Genomic DNA, 21,219 nt, shown 5'->3' on the forward strand with positions numbered 1-21,219 from the left:
CGGAAATAAATAACGTATGTAGCCCAATAACATGTATACACCACTCACGGTAAAAACAGATTTCTCTTTCTTTGAGGGCACTTCAAAGGTCAAGGATATCATCAAGAAAGCCAAGGATAGTGGCGCTTTCGCAGTTGCTCTGACTGACCGGGAAAATATGTTCGGGGCGTACCAGTTCTCCGTCGAGGCAAAATCTCAGGGAATCCAGCCCATCATCGGCTGTCAGTTGCCGATCACCTTCGATGAAGAGAAGCGGCGTTATGGCTATGTGGTTCTCTTGGCGCAGAATGAGGTTGGCTATCAAAACATCTGTCGCCTCATGACTGATGCCCAGTGCCCTGACGCGAAAAAGCTGATCAAATCTCTATCCAGCGAAAATCTCAAAAAATACAATGAGGGTGTTATCCTGCTCACCGGGGCTGATGATGGCCTTCTGGTTGAGATGCTGCGACTTGGTGAAGAGGATAAGGCTAAGAAGACGCTCAAGTTCTTGAGTGGCGTATTCAAGGATCGTCTGTATGTGCAGATTAACCGATCTTCCGAGAAGCGTGATCAAGAGACCCTCGACATTGAGGATGTACTGATTTCTTTTGCTTCGGATAACGCTTACAAGACCACTCGCTCCGACGGTACGGTGTTCAACGGTATCCCCATGGTAGCGACGGCAGAGGTTCGATACGTCAGCAAGGATCGCCACGATGCCTATGAAATCATGCGAGCTATCCAAACTAAAAATCGCGTGGACCTGACAGAGGGTGAAGCCATCGTACGGCAGGATAGTAACGACTATCACTATCGCTCTTATGAAGAGATGATCGAACTCTTCAAAGATATTCCTCACGCTCTCGAGAATACCAACCACCTAGCATGCAGATGCGCATTCGTAGTGGATGACCGGGCTCCCATTCTGCCGCCATTCCCGAGCGAAGATGGGCGGACTGAAATCGACGAATTGCGTGCGCAGTCAGAAGAAGGCCTCAAAGAGCGCCTGAAACATGTCGAAGGCCTTACCGACGAACGCATCAAAGAATATGAGGATCGCTTGGCCTACGAGCTAGGGGTAATCGAAGGCATGGGGTTCCCAGGCTACTTCCTGATCGTTTCGGACTTCATCAAGTGGGCTAAGAAAAACGATATCCCTGTTGGTCCAGGCCGGGGTTCCGGTGCCGGTTCGATGGTGGCTTGGGCACTCTTGATTACTGACCTAGACCCCTTTGAGTATGGTCTCTTGTTCGAGCGCTTCCTGAACCCTGAACGTGTTTCCATGCCTGACTTCGATATCGATATCTGCATGCTGCGGCGCGATGAGGTGATCGCATATGTGCGGGAAAAATATGGGACAGCGAACGTATCCCAGATCAACACATTCGGCGAGATGAAGTCCAAGACTGCACTCAAGGATGCTGCTCGCGTTCTTATGCACCCAGAGTACGGCGTTTACGGGTTCAACGAGATCAATGAACTAACCAAAATTATCCCAAATAAAGACGGGGCGCCTGAACCTCAAACTCTTGCTGATGCCTATCAAAACTCTGAAGAATTTCGCGGCAAAATCAATTCAAGCCCGAAGATGAAAATCTTGTTCGACAAGGCGCAAAAGATCCAATCCCTCTGGAAGAGCACCGGCCAGCACGCTGCTGGTGTGATTATCGGTGACCGCCCTCTCAGTGACCTTATCCCCATGCGCTGGGATGACGAAAGCGGCATGCCGGTAACCCAGTACAATATGAAGGGTAGCGAGAACGTAGGCCTCGTTAAGTTTGACTTTCTTGGCCTGAAAACGTTGTCCGTTATCAAAGAAACCTTGGATAACATCAAGTTTTCCAGGGGCGAGGAAATCGACATCTCAAAAATCGACGTCCGAGACAAAGGTGTCTACGAAATGCTGGCCAATGCCAAGAGTATCGGTGTTTTCCAGCTGGAATCGGCTGGCATGCAAGAGGTTTTGCGTCAAGTGAAGCCAACCAACATTGAAGACCTTGTTGCCGTGGTTTCACTCTTCCGGCCGGGCCCCATGGAACAGATCCCGCTTTATGCGGCCTGTAAGAATGGCAAAGAGACACCAAAATACCCCCAGCCTGAAGAGCGGACCAAGCCGTTCCTTGAGGAAACCTTTGGCATCATGATCTATCAGGAGCAGGTGATGCGGGTGGCTCAGGAAGTCGCTGGCTACTCTCTGGGTGCTGCTGACCTTCTTCGCCGTGCAATGGGTAAGAAGATTGCGAGCGAGATGGATGCCCAGCGCAAGATGTTTGTGGAGGGCGCTGTTGAGCGGGGCACACCTGCAAAGGACGCCAATCAACTGTTTGATACTATTGCTAAATTTGCTGGATATGGATTTAACAAGAGTCACGCGGCCGCCTATGCTTACATTGCTTATCAGACAGCATGGTTGAAGCATCATTATCCAGCTGAGTTCCTAGCGGCGCTCATGTCCTTTGAGAAAAAGGAAGACCGACTGGCTCTCATCCGAGAGGATCTGACTACCTTCGGTGTGGAAATGCTTCCGCCCGACATCAACAAGTCGTTCCCTCGCTTCACTCCAGAGCCCTGCCGCACATCGACAGGTGGTCAAGGTGTTCGCTTCGGCTTTAACGCGATCAAAGGCGTATCAGGGGAGATGGAAGCGTTCATTGCTGAGCGTAAGAAGGGTGAGTACAAATCCCTAAATGACTTCGCCAAACGCGCTGGAACATCCCTGAATAAGGCCCAACTGGAAAAGCTGGCCCAAGTTGGCGCCTATGATGCTTTTGACAGTAACCGGCATCGGGCGTTCCAGCTTGTTAACTGGCACATGAAGAACGAGAAACGAAACGCAGGTCAGGTCGACATGTTCTCGGCCGGTCTTGCAGAAGACATTATTCCAGAGTCAATCACCGGCGTACAGGAATGGGGGAATCGGCAGGATCGAGAGTTTAACAGTGTAGGCTTCTACTTTAATAAGCACCCGATTGATCATTACCGGTCCAAGCTCGACCAGAAAGGTGTAAAGACCCTTCAGGACCACCTGGATGAGATGCTCGCAAACAACCAAGCGCAGCTTTGGGATGTACATCTGTGTGCAATGGTAGATTTTGCCCAAACCAAGTACACGAGAGGCAAGAAGCTGTACTTGAGCACAAAGATGTCCGAAAAGGGCAGAACCTATAACTCACCCCTGTTCGGGGGCGCAAAAAGCCAAGACGTGGTGGAAGCATTGAACGTGGCGAATGCTGCCCGTGAGAACCGCATGCCTGTCATCATTAGGGCAAACGTGGCGCTCGAAGACGGAGAGAGGGTTTCTGTGTTCGCACGTGAGCTGATTTCCATTGAGACGTACCTTGGAGACGTGCATGGCGCGATGACAGTAACCGTCGACATGCAGCAAATCCTCGACCTTCCTGAAACCTCATCTATGAGGATCAAAGCTTACGAAGATCACGATAAAGGTCTCATCACGAAGGCAGAATATGAAGCTGTCTTGCAGCAGGCCAACGTAAAGAAAACGGGCATGCGCATTCAGGCACTGAAAGCTTTCCTTGATGAAATCAAGGTTGATGACGAAGCGGAGAAAAATGCAGTCAAAATCTCTCTCCAGCTTACTGATAACGGAAAGATGCTGGAGCGCCGCAGTCTGCCGGATAAGTACCGTATGACTGCTCCCATTGAGAGCAGACTGAAAGCATTCGATGGCGTTGTTGGGGTTCAAGAGACATTCTAAGCCCCAACAACGGGATCCTTGTTAGCAGGACCTATAGCGAGGTTCTGTTGATCCTGGGTCTCGTTCAATAAGCCCATTAAAGACAAGCGAAGTTAGTATTCTGGACAAGCTTGAAGGCCTGATATCAAATTCTCTTTCAAGATCAGATCTAGGCACATATTCTCTAATGATGCTTAGCCGGTCTAGAATTTTAGTTTCAGGTGAATCTTGGATGATTTCACCTCGCGTCGGGCCATCGCTCATCCCTACTGATATTTTTATGAGATCTGCCAGGCCATCTATTCGTGAAGCAATATCTAATGCGTTTGAAGCTTCCTGTTGTCTGATGATCTGTGCTGTTTGATAAATGGTTCGGTGCCATCGCCGCAGCTCCTCATCGCGCCTTCTCTCACACATCATCAACCACGTTAGGCGCTGGTAAATAGAGTAAACTTTGGTGATATCTTCGCCGCTGGACAGACCTTCTTTCATCAGTCTACCTGCCTCTTCTACCGATACCTCACCACGAGCAATGCGCTCCAGATCGCTCATGATCACATCCCTCCATACATCTTCAGTAGATCAGCAAACGTCTGCTTTCGCTGTTTTCGACTGAGCAGAGGAATGGTATCTACGCCCCACAGAAGATCACGGTTACCCGTCAGCGTAAACTGACTGAAGGCCATTGAGTTGACGTCACCCTGCCATGGAACACGGCGGTCGGCACCAAATAGACCCTTCGGGATATCACACATCTGAGGAAGCAGACCAAGGGTCAGGCCATGGCGAATGAGGTCAGGAATATCATCTTCTAGGACAGCACAGCGCACCCATCCCAAACCGTAGCTGACAACGGCATAGCCCTTCTCGGTCAACTGCATAGCAGACAGGAACATGTTAGACTTGTCCGCACCTTTGATCCAGACGCCCTGCCAGCTCGTGTGGGCCCGTTCTTCGCCCATGGCCTTACTCTTCTCCTCACCTAGAGCACAGGCTCTCCACAGCGTCTCTGCAAGCACGCCAGCAGACCAAGAGATGGCAGTGTACTTGCTTGCCAGGAAATCTTTCACTGGTTCAGGTAGATTGGGCCCGATTAGATCATATTCTGCGCCCATGTAGAGAGATTTGATATCAATGTCGGTAAAGTTAGACATCACGATCAGCTCAGGATGTGCCACCCAGGACCGTGCGATACGACGCTCTTTCTCGGTCGCATTGCCGAAGCCATAGATGGGTGCAATGTCGCCCTCAATGCGGTTGATGGTGATCTCGGCAATACAAGGGTTCTCGTTGTTGCAAACCCATCCCATTTTATCACGGGCCACTGACCTGATTTCACTGCGTCCATAAAATTCAAACGGTCCACGTGGAATTGGTGTATGAAACATGTCGTGAGCATAGGAAATTCGAGGCTTACGCAGCATAACCCAACGCCCGCCTCGCACAGGTGAAACGGCGGTCTGAGTGAACTCCTGCCAAGCGTTGCCACTCTTGATGATCGTGGCAGCTTCAGATTTGGGATATTCCGCTTCCGGAAGGATGCATCGAAGGTCTTCACGCAAGAACCTACCCTGGAAAACATCTTCCATTCTGGCCTTGGGATCCACGTCTCGGATCAGCCGGAAAGCCATTTTCATAATTCTTTTGAAGAACTCTGATATGACCGGCGCCTCTTGAGTGGCATCCGTGGTTTTCGGGTCCATTCCCCACTCTTTGAGGATATCCTTCGGAGATACGACAAGGTACTTGTCATGGCGAAGCCACGGCGACCTCCATGCATCCGATTTTTTATAGAATGCGTCGAAGCCCAAGTTACAGAGCCAGATCACATCTGTAGAAAGCTCGTTCACGCCGTTAATTCGACGTGCTGGGCCTCCATTAACAGAAGCAAATCCGTCGGAAGGATCTGTCTCACTATCAAAACAGACGTATCCAAACTGCCTGGTTATGCCATCCTTATCGCTCACGCTATCCCACCTGACTTCATATTTGTTCCAAAGTATTCTTGATCATCGACAGCCATCCTGGTGGCCGCAGCGACATATAAGGCGCCCCTGAATCCATCCAGCTGTCCACGATATCCATCATAACGTTTCGCTTGCCCTTAGGGGTCTCTTGCTCACGTTTCCCTAAGGGTAGCATGCGAAAGCCATGCAGGAATTCTCCGCGACGCTCGTATTGGTCATCATCAGTGGCTAGGAGAATGTTTGCCACCTCTAGAAGGTCAGACGTGCCCAAACGCTCCTCAGCCTCATCCTCGCGCTCTCTGAAGGCCCCCATGAGGCGTCCGGCACCCTCTGACGCCTGTGTGGCCTGTTTGAGCATCTCAGGGCGCGTATTGCGCATGCTTGTCGACGTCTCGGCCCAGCGCTGGGCGATCAAAATGGTTCTCACCAAGTGATGGAGGGTCGATTGCGGTATCTCAGGGAGCCAGATCAATACGGCTTCTTCATTACGTCCCGCCAATCCGATGTGCTGACACATATGGCAGAACGAACAAATCGTCATCAGGTTATCTGGACGGTTGTCGGAGTGATCGTCATTAATATGGTGGACCTCCTGCCATTTCGGGGTTCTGAATTGGCACAGGCTACAGGTGTAGTCATCCCGCTCCAGAACGCGCTTACGCACAATCTGAAATTCAGCATCGGACTCTTCCGAAGAGGCGTCGTTCATGCGCCAGTTTTTCGCTTTCACTGAGAGCCTGAGCGATGCAGCTGATTGCTTGCTCATAGGTCACCTATCTATCGTTCTCTTCGTGATATATGACTGACCGAGTTGATAAATAGTGAATAGAGAAGATTATCGGCCAAGAATTAATAAGGCCCCCAAGAATATCTTAGGGGCCTTAGGAATGCACTGGTAACTCAGCTTAGGGAATAATAATTCCGCCCTTGGTGATCACAGCGAAGTTGCCGTCCATTGCACGGAATTCTTCGATCTCTCCGATACCACGAATATCCTGACCAACGGAGTATCGCTGAACGCCCGATGGGGTTTCAATCCATGCCTGATCCTTCGACAATCCTGCAAGACGATAACCGCTTATGACTTGTGGCTTACGCTGAGGCACGAACGATCCACCTTTGGCCTTAAGGGCTACCAGCTCACGCTTTTGCTTCTCGAGCTTAACCTTGAGATCCTTAGCGACCTTCGCGTCGTCAGCTTTAACTGGAGCCGTTCCAACCTTAGACTTAAGCTCAGCCAATGCGGCTTCATACGCTTCCAGCGTCTTGCCCATTTGAAGCATCTGTTCGGCTACGGATACCTCTACTTCCTTGACGCGCTCCGCAACCTTCGCTTCGATAATTTCGGGATCTACTTCAGCAGTAGACTTGTCCGACCCTTTTTCGATTGCACTTACACGCTCTACAAGTTCGGATAGGCTATCATTGATACCCTTAACATCAGCGGCTCGAACCAAGTCTGTTGTATCGATGTCTAGGCCTTCGACCTTAAGATCGGCAGTTGCTTTTGTAACCGCTTCCCCAACCATCTTCTCGACATCATCCTTCGAGATGAAGTTCTTCTCAAATTTGTCGAACCGAGACAGAACAGAGTCAAGCTTCCCCATTACTTCACCCATATCTGAACCGCTAGGCGCAGGAGTAGGTGCTGGCTTGGGTTGGTTGTGGGACAAATCAATGAGCAAATCATCATTACCTGCGTTGACGATCTTTGTCGGCAGAGTAGGTGTCGGAGCTGCATTTTCACTCATACCTGGCTGGAATGTGCCAGCAACAGGCAACTTGGGTGCGCCGGGTAGTGTGATATCCTGACCAGACAGGTTAGGCCGGATCGCATTTGTATCGACATTCGTAGGATGTCCGGGGACTTGAATACGATCATTGGAAGCCGTTGGCAGTGCCGGGGGCGTCGGCCGTGGACCGTTTACATTAGGTATCTGCGGAGGCTGTCTGGGTGTGTTTTCAGGGTTGAACTGCTGAACCTGAGCAACGGGCGGCGCCTGACGTACCGGCGCATCAGAACCCCCAAAGAATAGTGGCATAAGTACAGCATATCCGGCACCTAAAAGCGCTACGGCTACAGCACCGGTACCACCCCAGAAAATCAGTTTGCCTTTATCTAAGCCAGAAGAAGAGCCTTCTTCCTCTTCATATTCATATTCTTCGTCACCTTCGTATTCTTCTTCGTCTTCTTCATACTCGAGGCCTTCGACATATTCCTCTTCTTGATCTAGCTCTTCTGGATCAGTCTCAGGGTCATCATCGTCCCACTCCAGGCCGTCTTCGTCTTCTTTGTCATCTTCAGCAAAGGTTTCTTCAGAAGTTTCCTGCGGCAACTCTTCATCCTCGTCCTCCTCATCAGGAAAGGCGTCGAAAGGATCTTCTTCGTTATCACCGAAGTCTGGACCATTGTCGTCATCGCCTGGAAAAGACTTCAGGAAATCATCGTCCATGTCTTCGTCATCTGCACCAGGGAAGCCGCCTGCTGCAATCTCTTCCATCTCTTTTTCGAAATCGTCGTCTGACATGATAATTCTCCGTAATCTCTATAAATTGACCAGAAATAGTTTACTTACTGTAAAAATAGGATGCCGACGGGCGTACCGGCTGCTACCTTGACGGTTGTAGGTTTATTTCCGTAAACTTCGTTAATAATCGAACCCACATCACCAGCTGCCGTACCTGATGCAATTAAAAACTGCTCTCTGGTGTTTAATTCAGGCATAGTGGTGGTAATACCATTAGGGGTTTCCGATGTTACCTGACCTGCTGCTCGAACCGCATCTGCCATCCCGCTGATGAAGCTTGTCGCGAAGGTTACAGCTACTCTTTGAAACAGGTGACGATCAACATCGGTAGCGATACCAGTGCCCACATGTTTTACATCAACAGCCACTGCCGACATCGGGAAGACGTCGTTGACCTTTTTCCCGCTCATGGTTTCTTCGATGGTGATGGAACTAAATTCCAATACAAGCTTATCGTTTGCTACCCGAAATCCACCAAGAAGGGTCGCACCCGCCAGTTCACCTTGAACCACTTTTGCTACGATTGGCCCGGGAGCGTCACTATTGGCTTCAGATACCATGGTGGCATAGAGAATCTTACCCGGCAGTGGCATTTTCACCGGTGGTTCATTAGCCGCCACTGTAACAGGATTATCGAACGCCTCTACCGGACCATTTCCCTCTAGGGCCGCAGAAGTGCCACTTTGAGCACTGTTCATTCCGCCGCCCGCAAAAATATCTGTGGGCACTTCCACACCACCAGTGGCGCTCGTACCGTAGTCATATCCGTTCTCAGACATAGCTGGATTATAGAAGTATTGTGTCTGAGGAGGACCAGGACGACGCTCCATTTCCGACATGATTTGCCCCATTTGTTGCATGTAGGCTGAACGCAGCTGCTGGTTAACCTGAGGCACCGGGCGCTCTACCAGCTGAGGAGGCTGGGGCTGCGCTACCTGATTGGGGCTGGAACGCGGAACCATAATAGGTGGATTAGCAGGAGCTTTCTGGATGACGGGGCGTGTAATCTTAACCGGCTCTTCTTTTACCGGCTCAGGGATCACGACAGGCTGAACATTCTTAGGCTTCTCTATTGTTGGCCTAACAATTTCAGGCTTATCAGGGGTCAAATCGAAACTTACGGGCTCTTGGTCTTCTACTTCGTTTCCGATGATAGAAGGCAAAGCCGACTTACCCTCTGCCTTAGCCTGTTCGATGCGCTGACGATCACTATCCTCCAGAGCTTTCCGATAGTTGGGATCAAGAGTCTCAGGAAGGACAGCAGAGCTTCCTTCGGGGGCCGAACGAAGGCGGGATTTCGCATTACCCTCTGCATTGCTGCCTCCGCCGAAAAGGACAAACAAAAGGATCCCGATGATCGCGAGAACCACGACAATGAGCAATTTTCGAGAGCCCTTGTCAGCGACAATTTTCTTATAGTTATCTAGCTTACCGCTCATAATAGAATTCCCTCGATCAATGGCTTTGTATGGTCACAGTATCCATGCGGCCGCCGCTCTGGATTATGACAACAGGGGTTTCGGAGAGTGTGTACACAGACACTCCGCTTACGTTGCTGCTCTTTGATACATAGGCAGGAGACAGCAAGGAGGCCTTGGTGCGGACATAAAGCTTGCCGTCATACATCCATGCGTCGACAGAACCATTACTTGTAACTCTGCGGGTTGCACCCTTCGGTGGAATGCCGTCCAAGAAAGCAATCATCGTCTTATCACCCGTTGATGGCAACGAGTCGCTGTCTGTGATCGCATAGTTCGAATTAGGACCGACACCATCGATACGCGCATCAATCCGGTAATCGACTACCCGCTGATCTCGCGCATCTAGTGACAGAATAACCGGTACGGGGTTATCAACCAGAGTTACGACCATATTCGAGCTGGCAAACAGTTCTTGAGTATGAACCACTAGAATGTTTGAGGTGCCATCTGGCCCCGCTGTCTGGGCATTGAAGGCAGCCGCATCGCCCGCTGTGACCGACAAAATAGGCCATGGGTTCCCGTTTCTATCAGAGAAGGTGAGCGTTGATACTTCACCAGCTTGCATTCTAATGACCGGAGTTTCTTCACCTGGACGCAGAGTAAGATCCAAGGATCTAGTCACACGGCTAGCATCTGGGCGTACAGGTGCCCTCGTGGCACCCTGGCTTTCATCATAACGCTTTTTGAATAGCCGAATTTGCTCGGGCGTCATCGGCATGATTCCACGCATAGCTTCTATGAATGCACGTTGATCAGGAGACATGCCCGAAAGCGGGTCATCTGCATTAATCTCCTCGATGGTGTTAGTCTCTTCGACCACCTTCATCAGTTGAAGCATCATTTCTGCGTCTTCTCGTGAAAGCTCTTTTGTGCCTGCAAGGGAGCTTTCCTGCATAGGAAGAGCAGGGGTATCACTCTGCAATGCCGCCCGGGAGTCGTACCTAGGCGCAATCCTGATTGGGTTGGTGGGATCTGAGTTTGGAGAATATATCTCGATCCGGTCCTGCGCAGATGCGGCCGCCATGCTAACTGTGGCTAGAGCCACCCCGCACATCATATTTTTCAGAATATTGTTCATAGCGAACCCCATTATTGTGCAATGATCTGAGCGATACCGATACCCCGAGGATGCTCTAGCTCAGAGCGTCGGACGATAACTGCTTCGACCAGCAAAGATTGATTGGTGCGCCGTTCAGATGATTGGTAAGTCACCATGATCGGCACTTCGATTTTCCAAGCATAGCTACCGTTACGGTAACCCTCGGCAACAACCACAGGGGCGCCGCGTGGCACGACCGTGGTCACGAATTTATTTTCGACGACGGATCTTAGGTTACCTGAATCGTTCAAAGCGTTCTGGAATCCTTTCCACCCCTCAGCTGTGAACAGATCCCTGCTTTCCTGCAACTGAGCGCGGTAGTTCACGAAATCGAACGTATACGCGTCGGTAATCGCCTTAGTTGACCATGAGAGAACCTCATTCACCGATTGGACTGGCTGCTTAAGAGGGAGCAGCTCAAGAAGCTTTCCTTCACCGTTCGTAGCGAAGTACGTAACCTCGGCAGGTTTCATGAATAGCGAAACGTTTGCAACGATTGATAGGCACAGACATCCAGCGAGAACCATAGCGATTTTGTGGTTCAAGTAGACCTTCTCTTTGATCGCATTATCACGCAACATTTTAGTTGCAATAATATCTTCAACTGCTGGACGCGGAAGGTCCTTAACTGAATTTGATTCAGTAGGCCCCTTCTTAACGGGCTTTTGAGGCGGTGCCTTCCTTTTTACCCCGGTTGGGGCGGAGGTCTTCTTAGATGTCCGCTTCGGCGTGTTTGTCATATTAATCTTCCCTGGCGAATAGGCAGTCAGTCAACTGTCAAACGGATATTCGCGGGAAATCTTAAATTCAGTGAAAGAGCTGGTCGTTACGGTAGTTTAATGCCGAAAGCCCAGCTTATCGGTAAATCAGTTTTTAATAAGGGCACCACATTTTAGATGTGTGGAGATTTGCATGACTAATGTAAGACGAAAGAATTGGGAAAATGAGGATTCCGAAGCACTGATACGTGCTTGGGATGATATCGGGTCGATAACCATTCTCGCCATTCTATTAAACAGATCATCTTCTTCTGTTCAGACCCAGGCATCACGTCTTGGCCTGCCTAGACGTAAGGATGGACTTCAGAAACACCGTAAGAGATGGTCTCGATCTGAGGAGCGACTTCTAGATAAGTCGATTGATCTCAATACCGACGAAGCGGGTCGCGTTCATATCTATGAGATTGCCAAAGAGATGAATCGATCTGTCGATGCCATCGCCAACAAGCTACTGGATAAGTTTGGAGACGAAGAGCTTCTTGCTGAAATACTTCTAATACCTCAAGAAATCCGTGACAAACTAAAGTCTCCAAAGGCTAGAACTGGGGAGCGACAGTATGCTAAACAGGGCGAGGTTAGAGATACGCGCGCAAAGCCGAAGATGAGAGACTGCATGACTTGTCGGTCTCCATTCTGGAGTGAAGGTGCTCACAACCGTATTTGCGACAAATGTAAGCGGGCGTGCGAAGGTGATGAGTCAATGGGTGAATGGTGAACCCTTCAAGTAAATGGAGACAAACTTGAAACGTAATCTACTGATGCTGGTCGGAGTGGGTTTTCTTACGGCCTGTGCAACCCCTCAAGAGAAATGTGTGTCTGGTGCCAAACGCGACTACAACATGCTTCAGACCAGAGTTAACAAGGTGCAAACAGACATTGCACGTGGTTACGCGGTACATAAGACACGCGAACCTTTCACTGTGATGGGGACCTGCAAAAATTCGGAGGGAAAGTATTATTCCTGCCCGCGTACTGACTACAGAGTTGTAGAGAAGCCAGTGTCACTCGATATTTCCCAAGAAAGGATAAAGCTGGCAGAGCTCGAAGAGCGGGCATCTGTTGCTTACGACCGGATGATGGCTCAAGTATCTCAGTGCAGATACATTCATCCGGAATGAATGTATCGACAGCATAATAATATGAAAATGGGGTCCCTCAATATGTCGGACCCCATTTTCATATGCGCATTTTATGTGTCGGACCATAACTACCGACGATGCCCTGATATATTAGGGATTTCTCAGTTTTGATGCTATTTTGATACAGTATAACTGCAATAGAGCTATCAAAGATGCCACCGTGAACAACGGTATAGCTATAACCAAAAGGAACACGAGCGTATACGGCATCGACACCAATGGTGAAGTCAGTAGAAATGCGGCAACAGCCCATCCGTTTCCAAATAACCAGTCTAGACCCACTAGACTATGATATCCAAAAACGCTAACCAGATACACGGCCAAAGATAACAAAAAAAAGAATAGCACTTCGCTTAACGGCATTTCTTATCCCTTATGCTGCGTTACAGTTTGATATCATGTCCGGTTCGAGGTCAAATACCACCTTTTCGTGCAATTCTGCATATAAGTGATCAAGGTCCCTGTCGTTTTTTATGACGGCATCAAAGTGAACGTCTGGTATTGGTCGTTCACTTTGATGTACTTCCTCACCATCCGAAACGGTCTTCTCATGATTTCGCCCTTCAATCTTCACGAACTTCACATCATAATTTTGAAGGCGTCGACGCGCGTAATCGATCTCGTGGACAAATCTGATGTCGTCTGCAACGACGTTTAAGCCATCATCCAAATGATCTATTATCTTATTCACTGCGATAGATACCCAGAGTTCCGAATAAATAAGATCGCGCCATTCGGAACCGATGGTTTTCATTAGATGACGTCCATCTGTCTTATAATCAAGCTCAGGGATAGGAATAAGCTTTTCATCCTGCGTCCCTTCTAGATAGATCGAAATCTTATCTTCCGGAACACCTGCGTGGCGCAGAAGCACCCCAAGCATCTCTTTGAGAACTTCAGACATTTTCACGCGTACGAAGGGAGCAGGTGTTAGCTCATCCGACAAGGGTTCATATCTACCGTCGAGGAGGAAGTCGGCCGCAGTCGACTTCCCTGCCCCGGCGAGGCCATTGATGCCGATAAAGGTTGCCATTATTGATTACCGGATATTGCTTAGGAAGATGTCGAGATCCTTGGGCATCCCACGGCTTTCAAACAGGTCGCCATCCTCATTGAGGTAGAACATGTGAGGCGTCGACTTGATGTCGTTGTTGTTCACGAAGTTCATGTTCGTCTGAAGATAGCTGCGAGCTTTCTTGAAAGCTTTAGAACCGGCTGGAGGAGGAGATGCCACTGGCATATGGCGGGTGGAACCCTCACCGGCGAACCATGCCTTCGCAGGCTCATTTCGGGCAAGGATAGAGATCGCCTCTGGCTCACTACCATTCAGTCCTGCGATCATAATAACATGAACTGAAATCTCGCCGCTCATAACCATCGGACGCATATCGCTCCAGGTCCGGTGACAGAAAGGGCAGTTCGGGTCAGCAACCATATAAACTACAGGTGCAGTTGGAGCGCCTACTTTAAACCAGGCAACCTTATCCAGCTGAGCCTTCATCTCTTTCGGGTCGCGATTGCTGATATACTCATCGCTATCAGGGATGGCGGCGATGCCGTCGCGCACGCCCTGGGGGCCGATCTCAACCAAACCCTCAATGTTTTTTGCAGGGGTAAGCGTCATCGGCTTTACTGTTCCGATTGTTTTCGCTGCTTGTTCGGCCTTTTTCTTGGCCGCTTCGTAGCGATCCTTCATTTCAGTTACCTGAACGCCGGTGACATTCACGCCACCTTCACGAAACAGCATGCCTGCAACCAAGTGCTTACCATCGGGCGCCAGGTAGAAGGTCTGGACCTCACCCGTAGGGCTCTCGCCCAAGTAGCCTTTGAGGCCGCCAGCATCACCGAGATAAGTAAGCTTGATGCCACCATCCATAAGGTATTTCAGGACCTCTGGGACAACGCCATCAGTCATGCTTCTCATCAAGGAGTCAGAGGGTATACTAGGGATCGCAAGATCCTGAGCTAGAGCGCTCGTTGCACCTAACAGCAATGTGCTCGCTAGCAGTGTAGATTTAATATTCATGGTTAATTCCTCAAGTATTCTAAAGTTAATAACACGGGATGTCTAACAGCCGATTAATCCGGCCACTTAGTATTCTCACATTTTGGATACTTATTGCAGCTCAGGAAGGTTTTCCCCTTATTCTTGCCCTTGCCAATCTCCCGTGTAATCATCTTGCCTTCTTTGCATTTATCACATGTTTTCCCGTCACCCTCCATTGGGGGAACGTTATTCTGGAACTCTGCATGTTTGCACTTCGGATAGGCATTACAGCTCAAGAAGGTCTTCTTGCCATCCCGTGACTGTTTAGTGACCAGCTTGCCCTCTTTACACGCAGGGCAATCCTTGCCGTGACCTTCAATAGGATCAACCTTCGGCCTCAACCAATCAACATGATCGCATTTCGGGTACTGGTCGCAGCTAAGGAATTTTTTGCCCTTGTTGTCGCCCTTATGGATCATGCGGGTGACCATCTTGCCTTCAGAGCATTTCTGGCACGAGTCGCCGTGGCCCTTTACTGGTTCTATCTTTGGCTGCAACCAATCAACATGGTCACATTTCGGATATGTATCGCAGCTAAGGAACTTCTTACCCTTATGCTTTCCCTTACCAATCATGCGGGTAACCATTTTACCCTCGGAGCACTTCTCACAAGGCTTACCGTGACCTTCTACCGGATCAATCTTGATCTGAGGCCACTCGGCACCCTTACAGTCAGGCCAACGATTACAGGCCAAAAGCTTCTTGCCCTTAGCTTTACCAGATTTTAGCTCACGCGTAATAAGCTGGCCCTGCTTGCATTCAGGACACTCTTTGCCGTGGCCTTCCAGAGGCGTAATGGTTTTACCGCCCTTGATACGCACTTCGGTGCCCTTGCCAGCGTCAATTCTGGCTTGCAGGCTCTTGATCTGGCCTTCCATGAACTTCTCAAGAGGAAGCTCACCTACAGCAACCTTATCGAGATAAGATTCCCATACAGCTGTCATCGCGGGATCTTTTACTTCCTCTGGAAGCGCCTCGATAATCGACTGGCCAGTGATCGTTGATACGACCTTCTTTCCTTTTCGCTGAAGGAATTTTCTCTTGATCATTTCCTCCAACATGGGAGCACGGGTGGCTTCGGTGCCGATGCCCGCGTTTTCCTTGAGCTTTTTCTTTATCTCCGTATCAGGAACAAACTTGTGAATGTTGCTCATCGCGCTGATGAGGGTACCATCCGTAAAGGCCGAAGGAGGTGTCGTCCGCTTGGATTGAAGCTCCCCTTTGTCGACAGCAACGGAGTCACCTTTTGCCATTTCAGGCAGGCTCTGACCTGGATTTTCATCGGCATTATCTTCTTCGGTGTCTTCTTTCTCACCTGTGTAGACAACCCGCCAACCGGCATCTATGTCTCGTCGCCCAGAAGCCTTAAACTTGTCGTCTTCCACCTTGATTTCGGCTGATAGAGCCTTCCAGCGCTGAGCTGGATAGAACTGAGCCAAGAAGCTCTTAGCGACGATATCGAAGACTTTTCGTTCGACGCCAGTAAGGGCCGAAATCTTAGATGCCGAAATATCCATGGTAGGAACGATGCCGTGGTGGTCGGACACTTTACTATCGTTCCAGGCGGATGATTTTATGGTCGCAGTCGCACCCTTGGCTGCTTCACCTAAACCACCATCTGCGTCGACAAGTTTAGCAATAATTTTGTCAGCTTCATCGGTGAAAATAGACATCGGCAGGTACCGACAATCCGAGCGTGGGTAGGTCATGATCCCGGCATCATAGAGCTTCTGACCAACATCCAAGGTCTGCTGGGCTGTAAGCCCTAGCTTGGCACTACATTCGGTCTGAAGGGCACTCAGTGAAAAGGGCAGGGGTGCAGACTTCGACTTGTCGGTTGCTGAATACTTGGTAATTTCACCCGTTTTTCCTGCAACGCGCTCGAGAACCTGCTCTGCATATGACTTGTCAGTGAGGCGCCCCTCGGAATCTGTGTGGTCGCAATCATCTGGTATGATCCAGGTCGCGTTGAAAGTACCGTTTGCGTGTTTAAAGAGGCCGGAAGGGAGGAAGTGATCGACAGGTTTGAAATTCTTGATTTCGAGATCTCTGGCCACAACAAGAGCCAAGGTTGGAGTTTGAACGCGACCTACGCTAATCGTCTGATCTGATCCAGACTGTTGCGCTAAGATGGTGAAAAGGCGGGACAGGTTCATACCAAGCAACCAATCCGCACGCTGTCGACATATAGCGGCGTGATAGAGAGCTTCCTTAGTCTTGTTCGGCTTCATGTCTCCTAGAGCCTTGAGAAGGTCTTTCCGAGCCACAGATCGTACCCACAGACGGTGAGTGTTGGGCGAGAAAGCATCCCATCCGTTTTCGATCAGGAGTTCATCTACAAGAAGCTGACCTTCGCGCGCAGCATCGCCTACATTAACTACGTTTTTTGCGTCTTTGAGGAGCCTAGCAATGCTAGACACTTGATCTTGTTTTCCTTGGGAAACTTCAAGCTTCCATTTTTCTGGAACAATGGGAAGATCATCAAGAATCCAGCTCTTGTATCTGGGATTGTATGCGGCGGGGTTCACCTGTTGGTACATATGACCAAACAGCCAGCAAACCTTATCGTCTCCAACCTCCCAGTACCCTCTACTTTTCGAGGCTGAAATACCCTTTTCCTCTGCCCTTGCCTTGGCGACTGCTTCTGCTAGGGAGGGCTTTTCTGCTATAAATAGATAATCGGTCAAAACATGGTCCACTTAGATACTTTAAGGTATAAATGGCGCAGATAAATGAACTACGCTTTAATACACTTAGCATCTACATGGATAGACATGGTTTAGCAAGGACAGACTGGTTATCCAGACTATTTTCGTTCGTTATCTCTTCAGTTACCTTACGCGCCAATGTTCTCCATTGACTATCAAAATTAAGAGCAAAACCCTTATTTTTAAGGACTTCGCACAAGTCATCGAGCTTACCTGGATCCACCAGAGCGGAGTGGTCTCTTCCACCGGAAAACTCACCTGTGATCTCCAAAATTTCTGGTATCAAGAACTTCTTTGAGAGTGATTTTTTCTTTGGTACAGAAACCTTCAGCATGGGGCCGTCTTGCACCATTGAAAGACCATCATAAGTTCTCCAAGGATCAGTTCGAATGATGCCTCCTTCAGCAAGAATTTCAAAGGCAACGTCCGGCAGAAGGGTGGACCCAGGCATATGCATGATGAAATCTTGCTTGCCCTCAGGAACGAGTACTGCGGAAATCATCTCACCGTTATCTAAAGACAAGCGCGTAGTGGTGCCAAGCTTGTTTTCTATGGCTGATTTCACGGCTAGAAGTGGATTTCCATCCAGTATCATACGTGTCTTCATTACGCGGCCGCCAGGCTTCTCAGAAAACTCTTTTATGAGTCTGTCATCTACTTCTTCAGGGCCTCTGATCTGGTAGTTGCTGTCATCAAAGAGTTTTGAGAGAGAGCTTCGTCGTGGGCTTTCGTCGCCAGGCACAACAAACTCCACAAAAAACTGACCGGCCTTATGATAGTCGGCAACATCATTTGGAATCCTCAATGAGGTGACAATACCATGGGTTGGGTTTCCACCATCATCGCTAAGCGTGATCAAACTTCCAGGAGCAAACTTCTCCAGCATGTTCTTGAGACGCTTCACGCGCTGATCGGTAATCTTCACCATATTTACTTCCTTCGAGTAAAGAGCGTCGATTACCGAGGAATACTTCTTCGGCAGTGCATTCCTCAGGAGCTTATTATGGTTGTCTGTAAGGTACTGGAGAGTGTTAGCCACGACCTGCTCATGACCTTCAGGGATGGCTGATAGACGCTCTTGAACCTCTTTATATCTCATCGGGTAGACAAACTCTTCCCGGGCGATTTCGGTAACAAATACCGGAGCCCCAAAGACCGGCCCATCATCTGGGTTACCCGGATGAAAAATCTCTCTCGAGACAATCGTCCACTCTCCAGGAAGTTCTCTGGGCTTTGTCGGGTGGATACCTTTTGATGCCAGGTCTGCTACCGCGTCTTCGTAGGTTTCCATAAAATCTTGGTAGATTGCTTCTCGTTCCGCTGTCTGAAGAAGTATGAGGCGCGATAGGAGACGGTTTACGAAGTAAAGTTCCTCCTCTGCTGTCTCATCATCCAAGCTCAAGGAAATACCCATCTTGAATGCAAGGCGCCCATTCTCCTGGAGGACCTTTTTAGCAATCTTATTTCCAAGACTGTTGATCGGATCCGGCACATCCATACGAGTTGCCGTGTTGGCGCTGCCCGTGACGTTCGCACTCAACATCGCCATCTTGCGGTTTTGTATGGCAAGGGATCTGATTTCGGTCTCAAGTGCAGTACAGATGCAGATATATTCAGCGGGTGTCAGGTTGCCTCGTCGATTAATCCTACCAAAGAACTGGTTGCGGGTGCTGGCATCTGGGGCAACTTCTAGCTCGATCATCACCCGCGTACGCTGATCATCAATCTTAGCTGTGTTGTTCAGGGTGATGCCGGTAGACCCGGCGTTTGTGAGGAAAATACCGTCCATCCCACCATTTTGGAAGGCGTGGATGGACAGGTTCCGATCTGTATCTGGCATCTTCTCGATGCCATTTTCGGTAACTCTCAAAGAGCGTCCGGAGATCTCACCCATATTCCAAGGTTTGGATATTTTACCTTCCGCAAACAGCTCTGCGCCCTTCTTTTCAACACGCCGCTTGATCTCATCCATGGGGCTTATGGCCAGGAAAGGAAAACCTTCGATCAGATCAAGTATCTCATCAGCACGCGCTTGAAGCTCTGGGTCCTCTATATCAACAACCTCAGCATCCTCCTTGCCGACCCGTTTGCGCGCAGTCATCGACTTGGTTACCAAAGACTTCAAGATGTCCTTAAACTCAGGGATGTATCCTTCTTCAGTTTCTTCCTGTATTTCGCGCAGGATTGTCTCCATCGTCCTTTGGACTGCGACAACTGGCTTCTTATCATTGAGGAGAGCCTCAATGCATTGATCTGCACAAATATCTATCTTGAGCGCGGACTCGAAGTACTGCTGGATGCGGGAGAACCTAGAGGCCCAATGGACAGTGTACCAAAACTCTTTTTTATTCTGAGCTATCGGATCAGTGTTTTTCTCCTCAATCATACTATCGATATCCATGCTTAGACGAGCGATTTGGGAGAGGATAGGGGCAAGCCTATCCAATAGCGCCTCGTGCTCGGCTTTGCGCTTTTCGTCTGGAACAACCTCAATATTCATATTTGAGAGATCATGTTCTCTGCGGATGAGACGACCAGTTCTCGCAAGCATCTGAGAGAGTGCTTCAAGAAGAGGCATCCCCCCTTCTGTTAAAACCTCTACCATGTTCTCCATATCAGCGAGTGAAGCTGGCAGAATTGGCCTATAGATGGAAAGATTTGCGCCTCTCTTGGCATGGGTTGCAGAAGAATATGAATAGGAGTTGGCGTGCGCCATCGCTTCAGCAACAGCGATACCTGTGTTAGAGTCTTCCCCAGACGCGTTTTGGATCTCATCCGCATGCAGGTGATTGCCACGACAGATTTCCGAGAAGAACTTGCTCTTGGCCGAACCCTTCCGGTTCAACTGACTGTAAGTTCCCAAAGCCAACGTGGTCCCTTCAGGCAGTGATCCAGACTGGATGACCTTTTTATTATCTGCCGCTTTGAGAGATTTGAAGATAACCTCAGTCGTTTTAGGATCCCGGATAGAAACGTTGTTGTTTAGAATATACGGTGTTCCGATAAGATCGAAGGAGTCGATGTCTATGATATCCCGAATAAAATCGGTGAACAGGTTCGACTTTTCGGTAAGGAATACATACGGAATTCCTCGAAGCGCACACCATCTAAACAGCGCCGCACCGACACGTCCCTTCCCCATACCAGTTTGGTCACCACAAATCGTCCCTAAATTATCCAGGGCCGTGTCCATATGCAGGGCAACAGCATCTACCTGTTCTGGTGCTAGGTATTCAGCCATCTTTTTAGGAGAGCCATACTGAAGCTCATCACAAACCCACTGCTCAATATCCCCTCTACGCTCAGAGATGTCCCGAAGAGCCTGGTAGGTGCCCTCAGCTAGGTTGATAGGAATGGCGGCAGAGGGAGTACCGGCTTTAGATGCGGGTATGTAGACAGCTTGGAAATCATTGAGGAGTTTGAACCCGTTGGCACCTGATATGCGCACCTCTTTTGGCAACGCGCTTTTTATTATGCCAGGTAGGGGATCAGTAACTCGTAGCCGTGTGTCAGCGATAGCAGTTGAACTGACCTCAAAGCCGGGGAACGCTTTACTTAACTCTGTTGAACTTATTTCTCCATTTGGACGTATGAACACCCTTCCAAGACGGATAAAACCCTCGGAACCCAGACGAGAAACCAATTCACGATCAATAGGATCATCCCCGGTCATTGAGATGACAATCAATCTCCTGTCATCATCGCTGAACGATGCCAGGTGCATTTCTGCTCCATAAGATTTCAGATTTGGCCAATCAATAAATTCGGTCATCATATTCCTCCGGGGGTAAT

At 49.4% G+C, this 21,219-nt stretch carries 14 protein-coding genes; 3 read left to right on the plus strand and 11 right to left on the minus strand.

The features are described 5' to 3' along the window. Positions 1 to 31: 31 nt before the first annotated feature. Positions 32 to 3,700: a DNA polymerase III subunit alpha gene (dnaE, locus tag J7392_RS03270; protein WP_209216162.1), complete on the plus strand. Its 3,669-nt coding sequence runs from the start codon at positions 32 to 34 to the stop codon at positions 3,698 to 3,700. A gap of 21 nt (positions 3,701 to 3,721) precedes the next feature. On the opposite strand, the gene J7392_RS03275 is transcribed toward dnaE, so the two are convergent. From J7392_RS03275 to J7392_RS03305, 7 genes are all read right to left on the minus strand, one after another. After that, on the minus strand, positions 3,722 to 4,231 hold the full coding sequence (locus J7392_RS03275; protein WP_209216163.1) for a hypothetical protein: 510 nt from the start codon (positions 4,229 to 4,231) through the stop codon (positions 3,722 to 3,724). A 2-nt stretch (positions 4,232 to 4,233) separates the two neighbouring features. After that, complete coding sequence (locus tag J7392_RS03280; protein WP_209216164.1) at positions 4,234 to 5,646, minus strand: hypothetical protein; 1,413 nt, start codon at positions 5,644 to 5,646, stop codon at positions 4,234 to 4,236. A gap of 16 nt (positions 5,647 to 5,662) precedes the next feature. Beyond that, positions 5,663 to 6,412, minus strand: a complete 750-nt coding sequence (locus J7392_RS03285; protein WP_209216165.1) for an HNH endonuclease — start codon at positions 6,410 to 6,412, stop codon at positions 5,663 to 5,665. A gap of 139 nt (positions 6,413 to 6,551) precedes the next feature. Then, positions 6,552 to 8,174 carry a hypothetical protein gene (locus J7392_RS03290; protein ID WP_209216166.1) on the minus strand — a complete coding sequence of 541 codons (1,623 nt, stop codon included), beginning with the start codon at positions 8,172 to 8,174 and terminating at the stop codon, positions 6,552 to 6,554. Between the two features lie 44 nt (positions 8,175 to 8,218). Beyond that, the gene (locus J7392_RS03295) at positions 8,219 to 9,613 is read right to left on the minus strand and encodes a hypothetical protein (protein WP_209216167.1); all 1,395 of its coding nucleotides are present in this window, start codon (positions 9,611 to 9,613) and stop codon (positions 8,219 to 8,221) included. 16 nt (positions 9,614 to 9,629) lie between these two features. Continuing rightward, positions 9,630 to 10,733: a DotH/IcmK family type IV secretion protein gene (locus J7392_RS03300; protein ID WP_209216168.1), complete on the minus strand. Its 1,104-nt coding sequence runs from the start codon at positions 10,731 to 10,733 to the stop codon at positions 9,630 to 9,632. An 11-nt stretch (positions 10,734 to 10,744) separates the two neighbouring features. Then, positions 10,745 to 11,494: a DotI/IcmL/TraM family protein gene (locus tag J7392_RS03305; protein WP_209216169.1), complete on the minus strand. Its 750-nt coding sequence runs from the start codon at positions 11,492 to 11,494 to the stop codon at positions 10,745 to 10,747. A gap of 172 nt (positions 11,495 to 11,666) precedes the next feature. Here J7392_RS03305 and J7392_RS03310 point away from each other — a divergent pair, with 172 nt between their 5' ends. Both J7392_RS03310 and J7392_RS03315 read left to right on the plus strand, forming a co-directional pair. Further along, complete coding sequence (locus J7392_RS03310) at positions 11,667 to 12,248, plus strand: hypothetical protein (RefSeq protein ID WP_209216170.1); 582 nt, start codon at positions 11,667 to 11,669, stop codon at positions 12,246 to 12,248. A 25-nt stretch (positions 12,249 to 12,273) separates the two neighbouring features. Further along, positions 12,274 to 12,651, plus strand: coding sequence for a hypothetical protein (locus tag J7392_RS03315; protein WP_209216171.1), 378 nt, complete (start codon positions 12,274 to 12,276; stop codon positions 12,649 to 12,651). A gap of 394 nt (positions 12,652 to 13,045) precedes the next feature. On the opposite strand, the gene J7392_RS03320 is transcribed toward J7392_RS03315, so the two are convergent. The 4 genes from J7392_RS03320 to J7392_RS03335 all read right to left on the minus strand — a co-directional run bounded on the left by J7392_RS03320 (position 13,046) and on the right by J7392_RS03335 (position 21,199). Beyond that, positions 13,046 to 13,705: a hypothetical protein gene (locus J7392_RS03320; RefSeq protein WP_209216172.1), complete on the minus strand. Its 660-nt coding sequence runs from the start codon at positions 13,703 to 13,705 to the stop codon at positions 13,046 to 13,048. A 6-nt stretch (positions 13,706 to 13,711) separates the two neighbouring features. Then, positions 13,712 to 14,587 carry a thioredoxin fold domain-containing protein gene (locus tag J7392_RS03325; RefSeq protein ID WP_209216173.1) on the minus strand — a complete coding sequence of 292 codons (876 nt, stop codon included), beginning with the start codon at positions 14,585 to 14,587 and terminating at the stop codon, positions 13,712 to 13,714. Between the two features lie 164 nt (positions 14,588 to 14,751). Then, positions 14,752 to 17,406: a DNA topoisomerase 3 gene (locus tag J7392_RS03330; RefSeq protein ID WP_209216174.1), complete on the minus strand. Its 2,655-nt coding sequence runs from the start codon at positions 17,404 to 17,406 to the stop codon at positions 14,752 to 14,754. 73 nt (positions 17,407 to 17,479) lie between these two features. Next, the gene (locus tag J7392_RS03335) at positions 17,480 to 21,199 is read right to left on the minus strand and encodes a strawberry notch C-terminal domain-containing protein (protein ID WP_209216175.1); all 3,720 of its coding nucleotides are present in this window, start codon (positions 21,197 to 21,199) and stop codon (positions 17,480 to 17,482) included. Positions 21,200 to 21,219: the final 20 nt, after the last annotated feature.

The organism is Sulfitobacter sp. R18_1 (assembly GCF_017743915.1).
Classification (GTDB): Bacteria; Pseudomonadota; Alphaproteobacteria; order Rhodobacterales; family Rhodobacteraceae; genus Sulfitobacter; species Sulfitobacter faviae.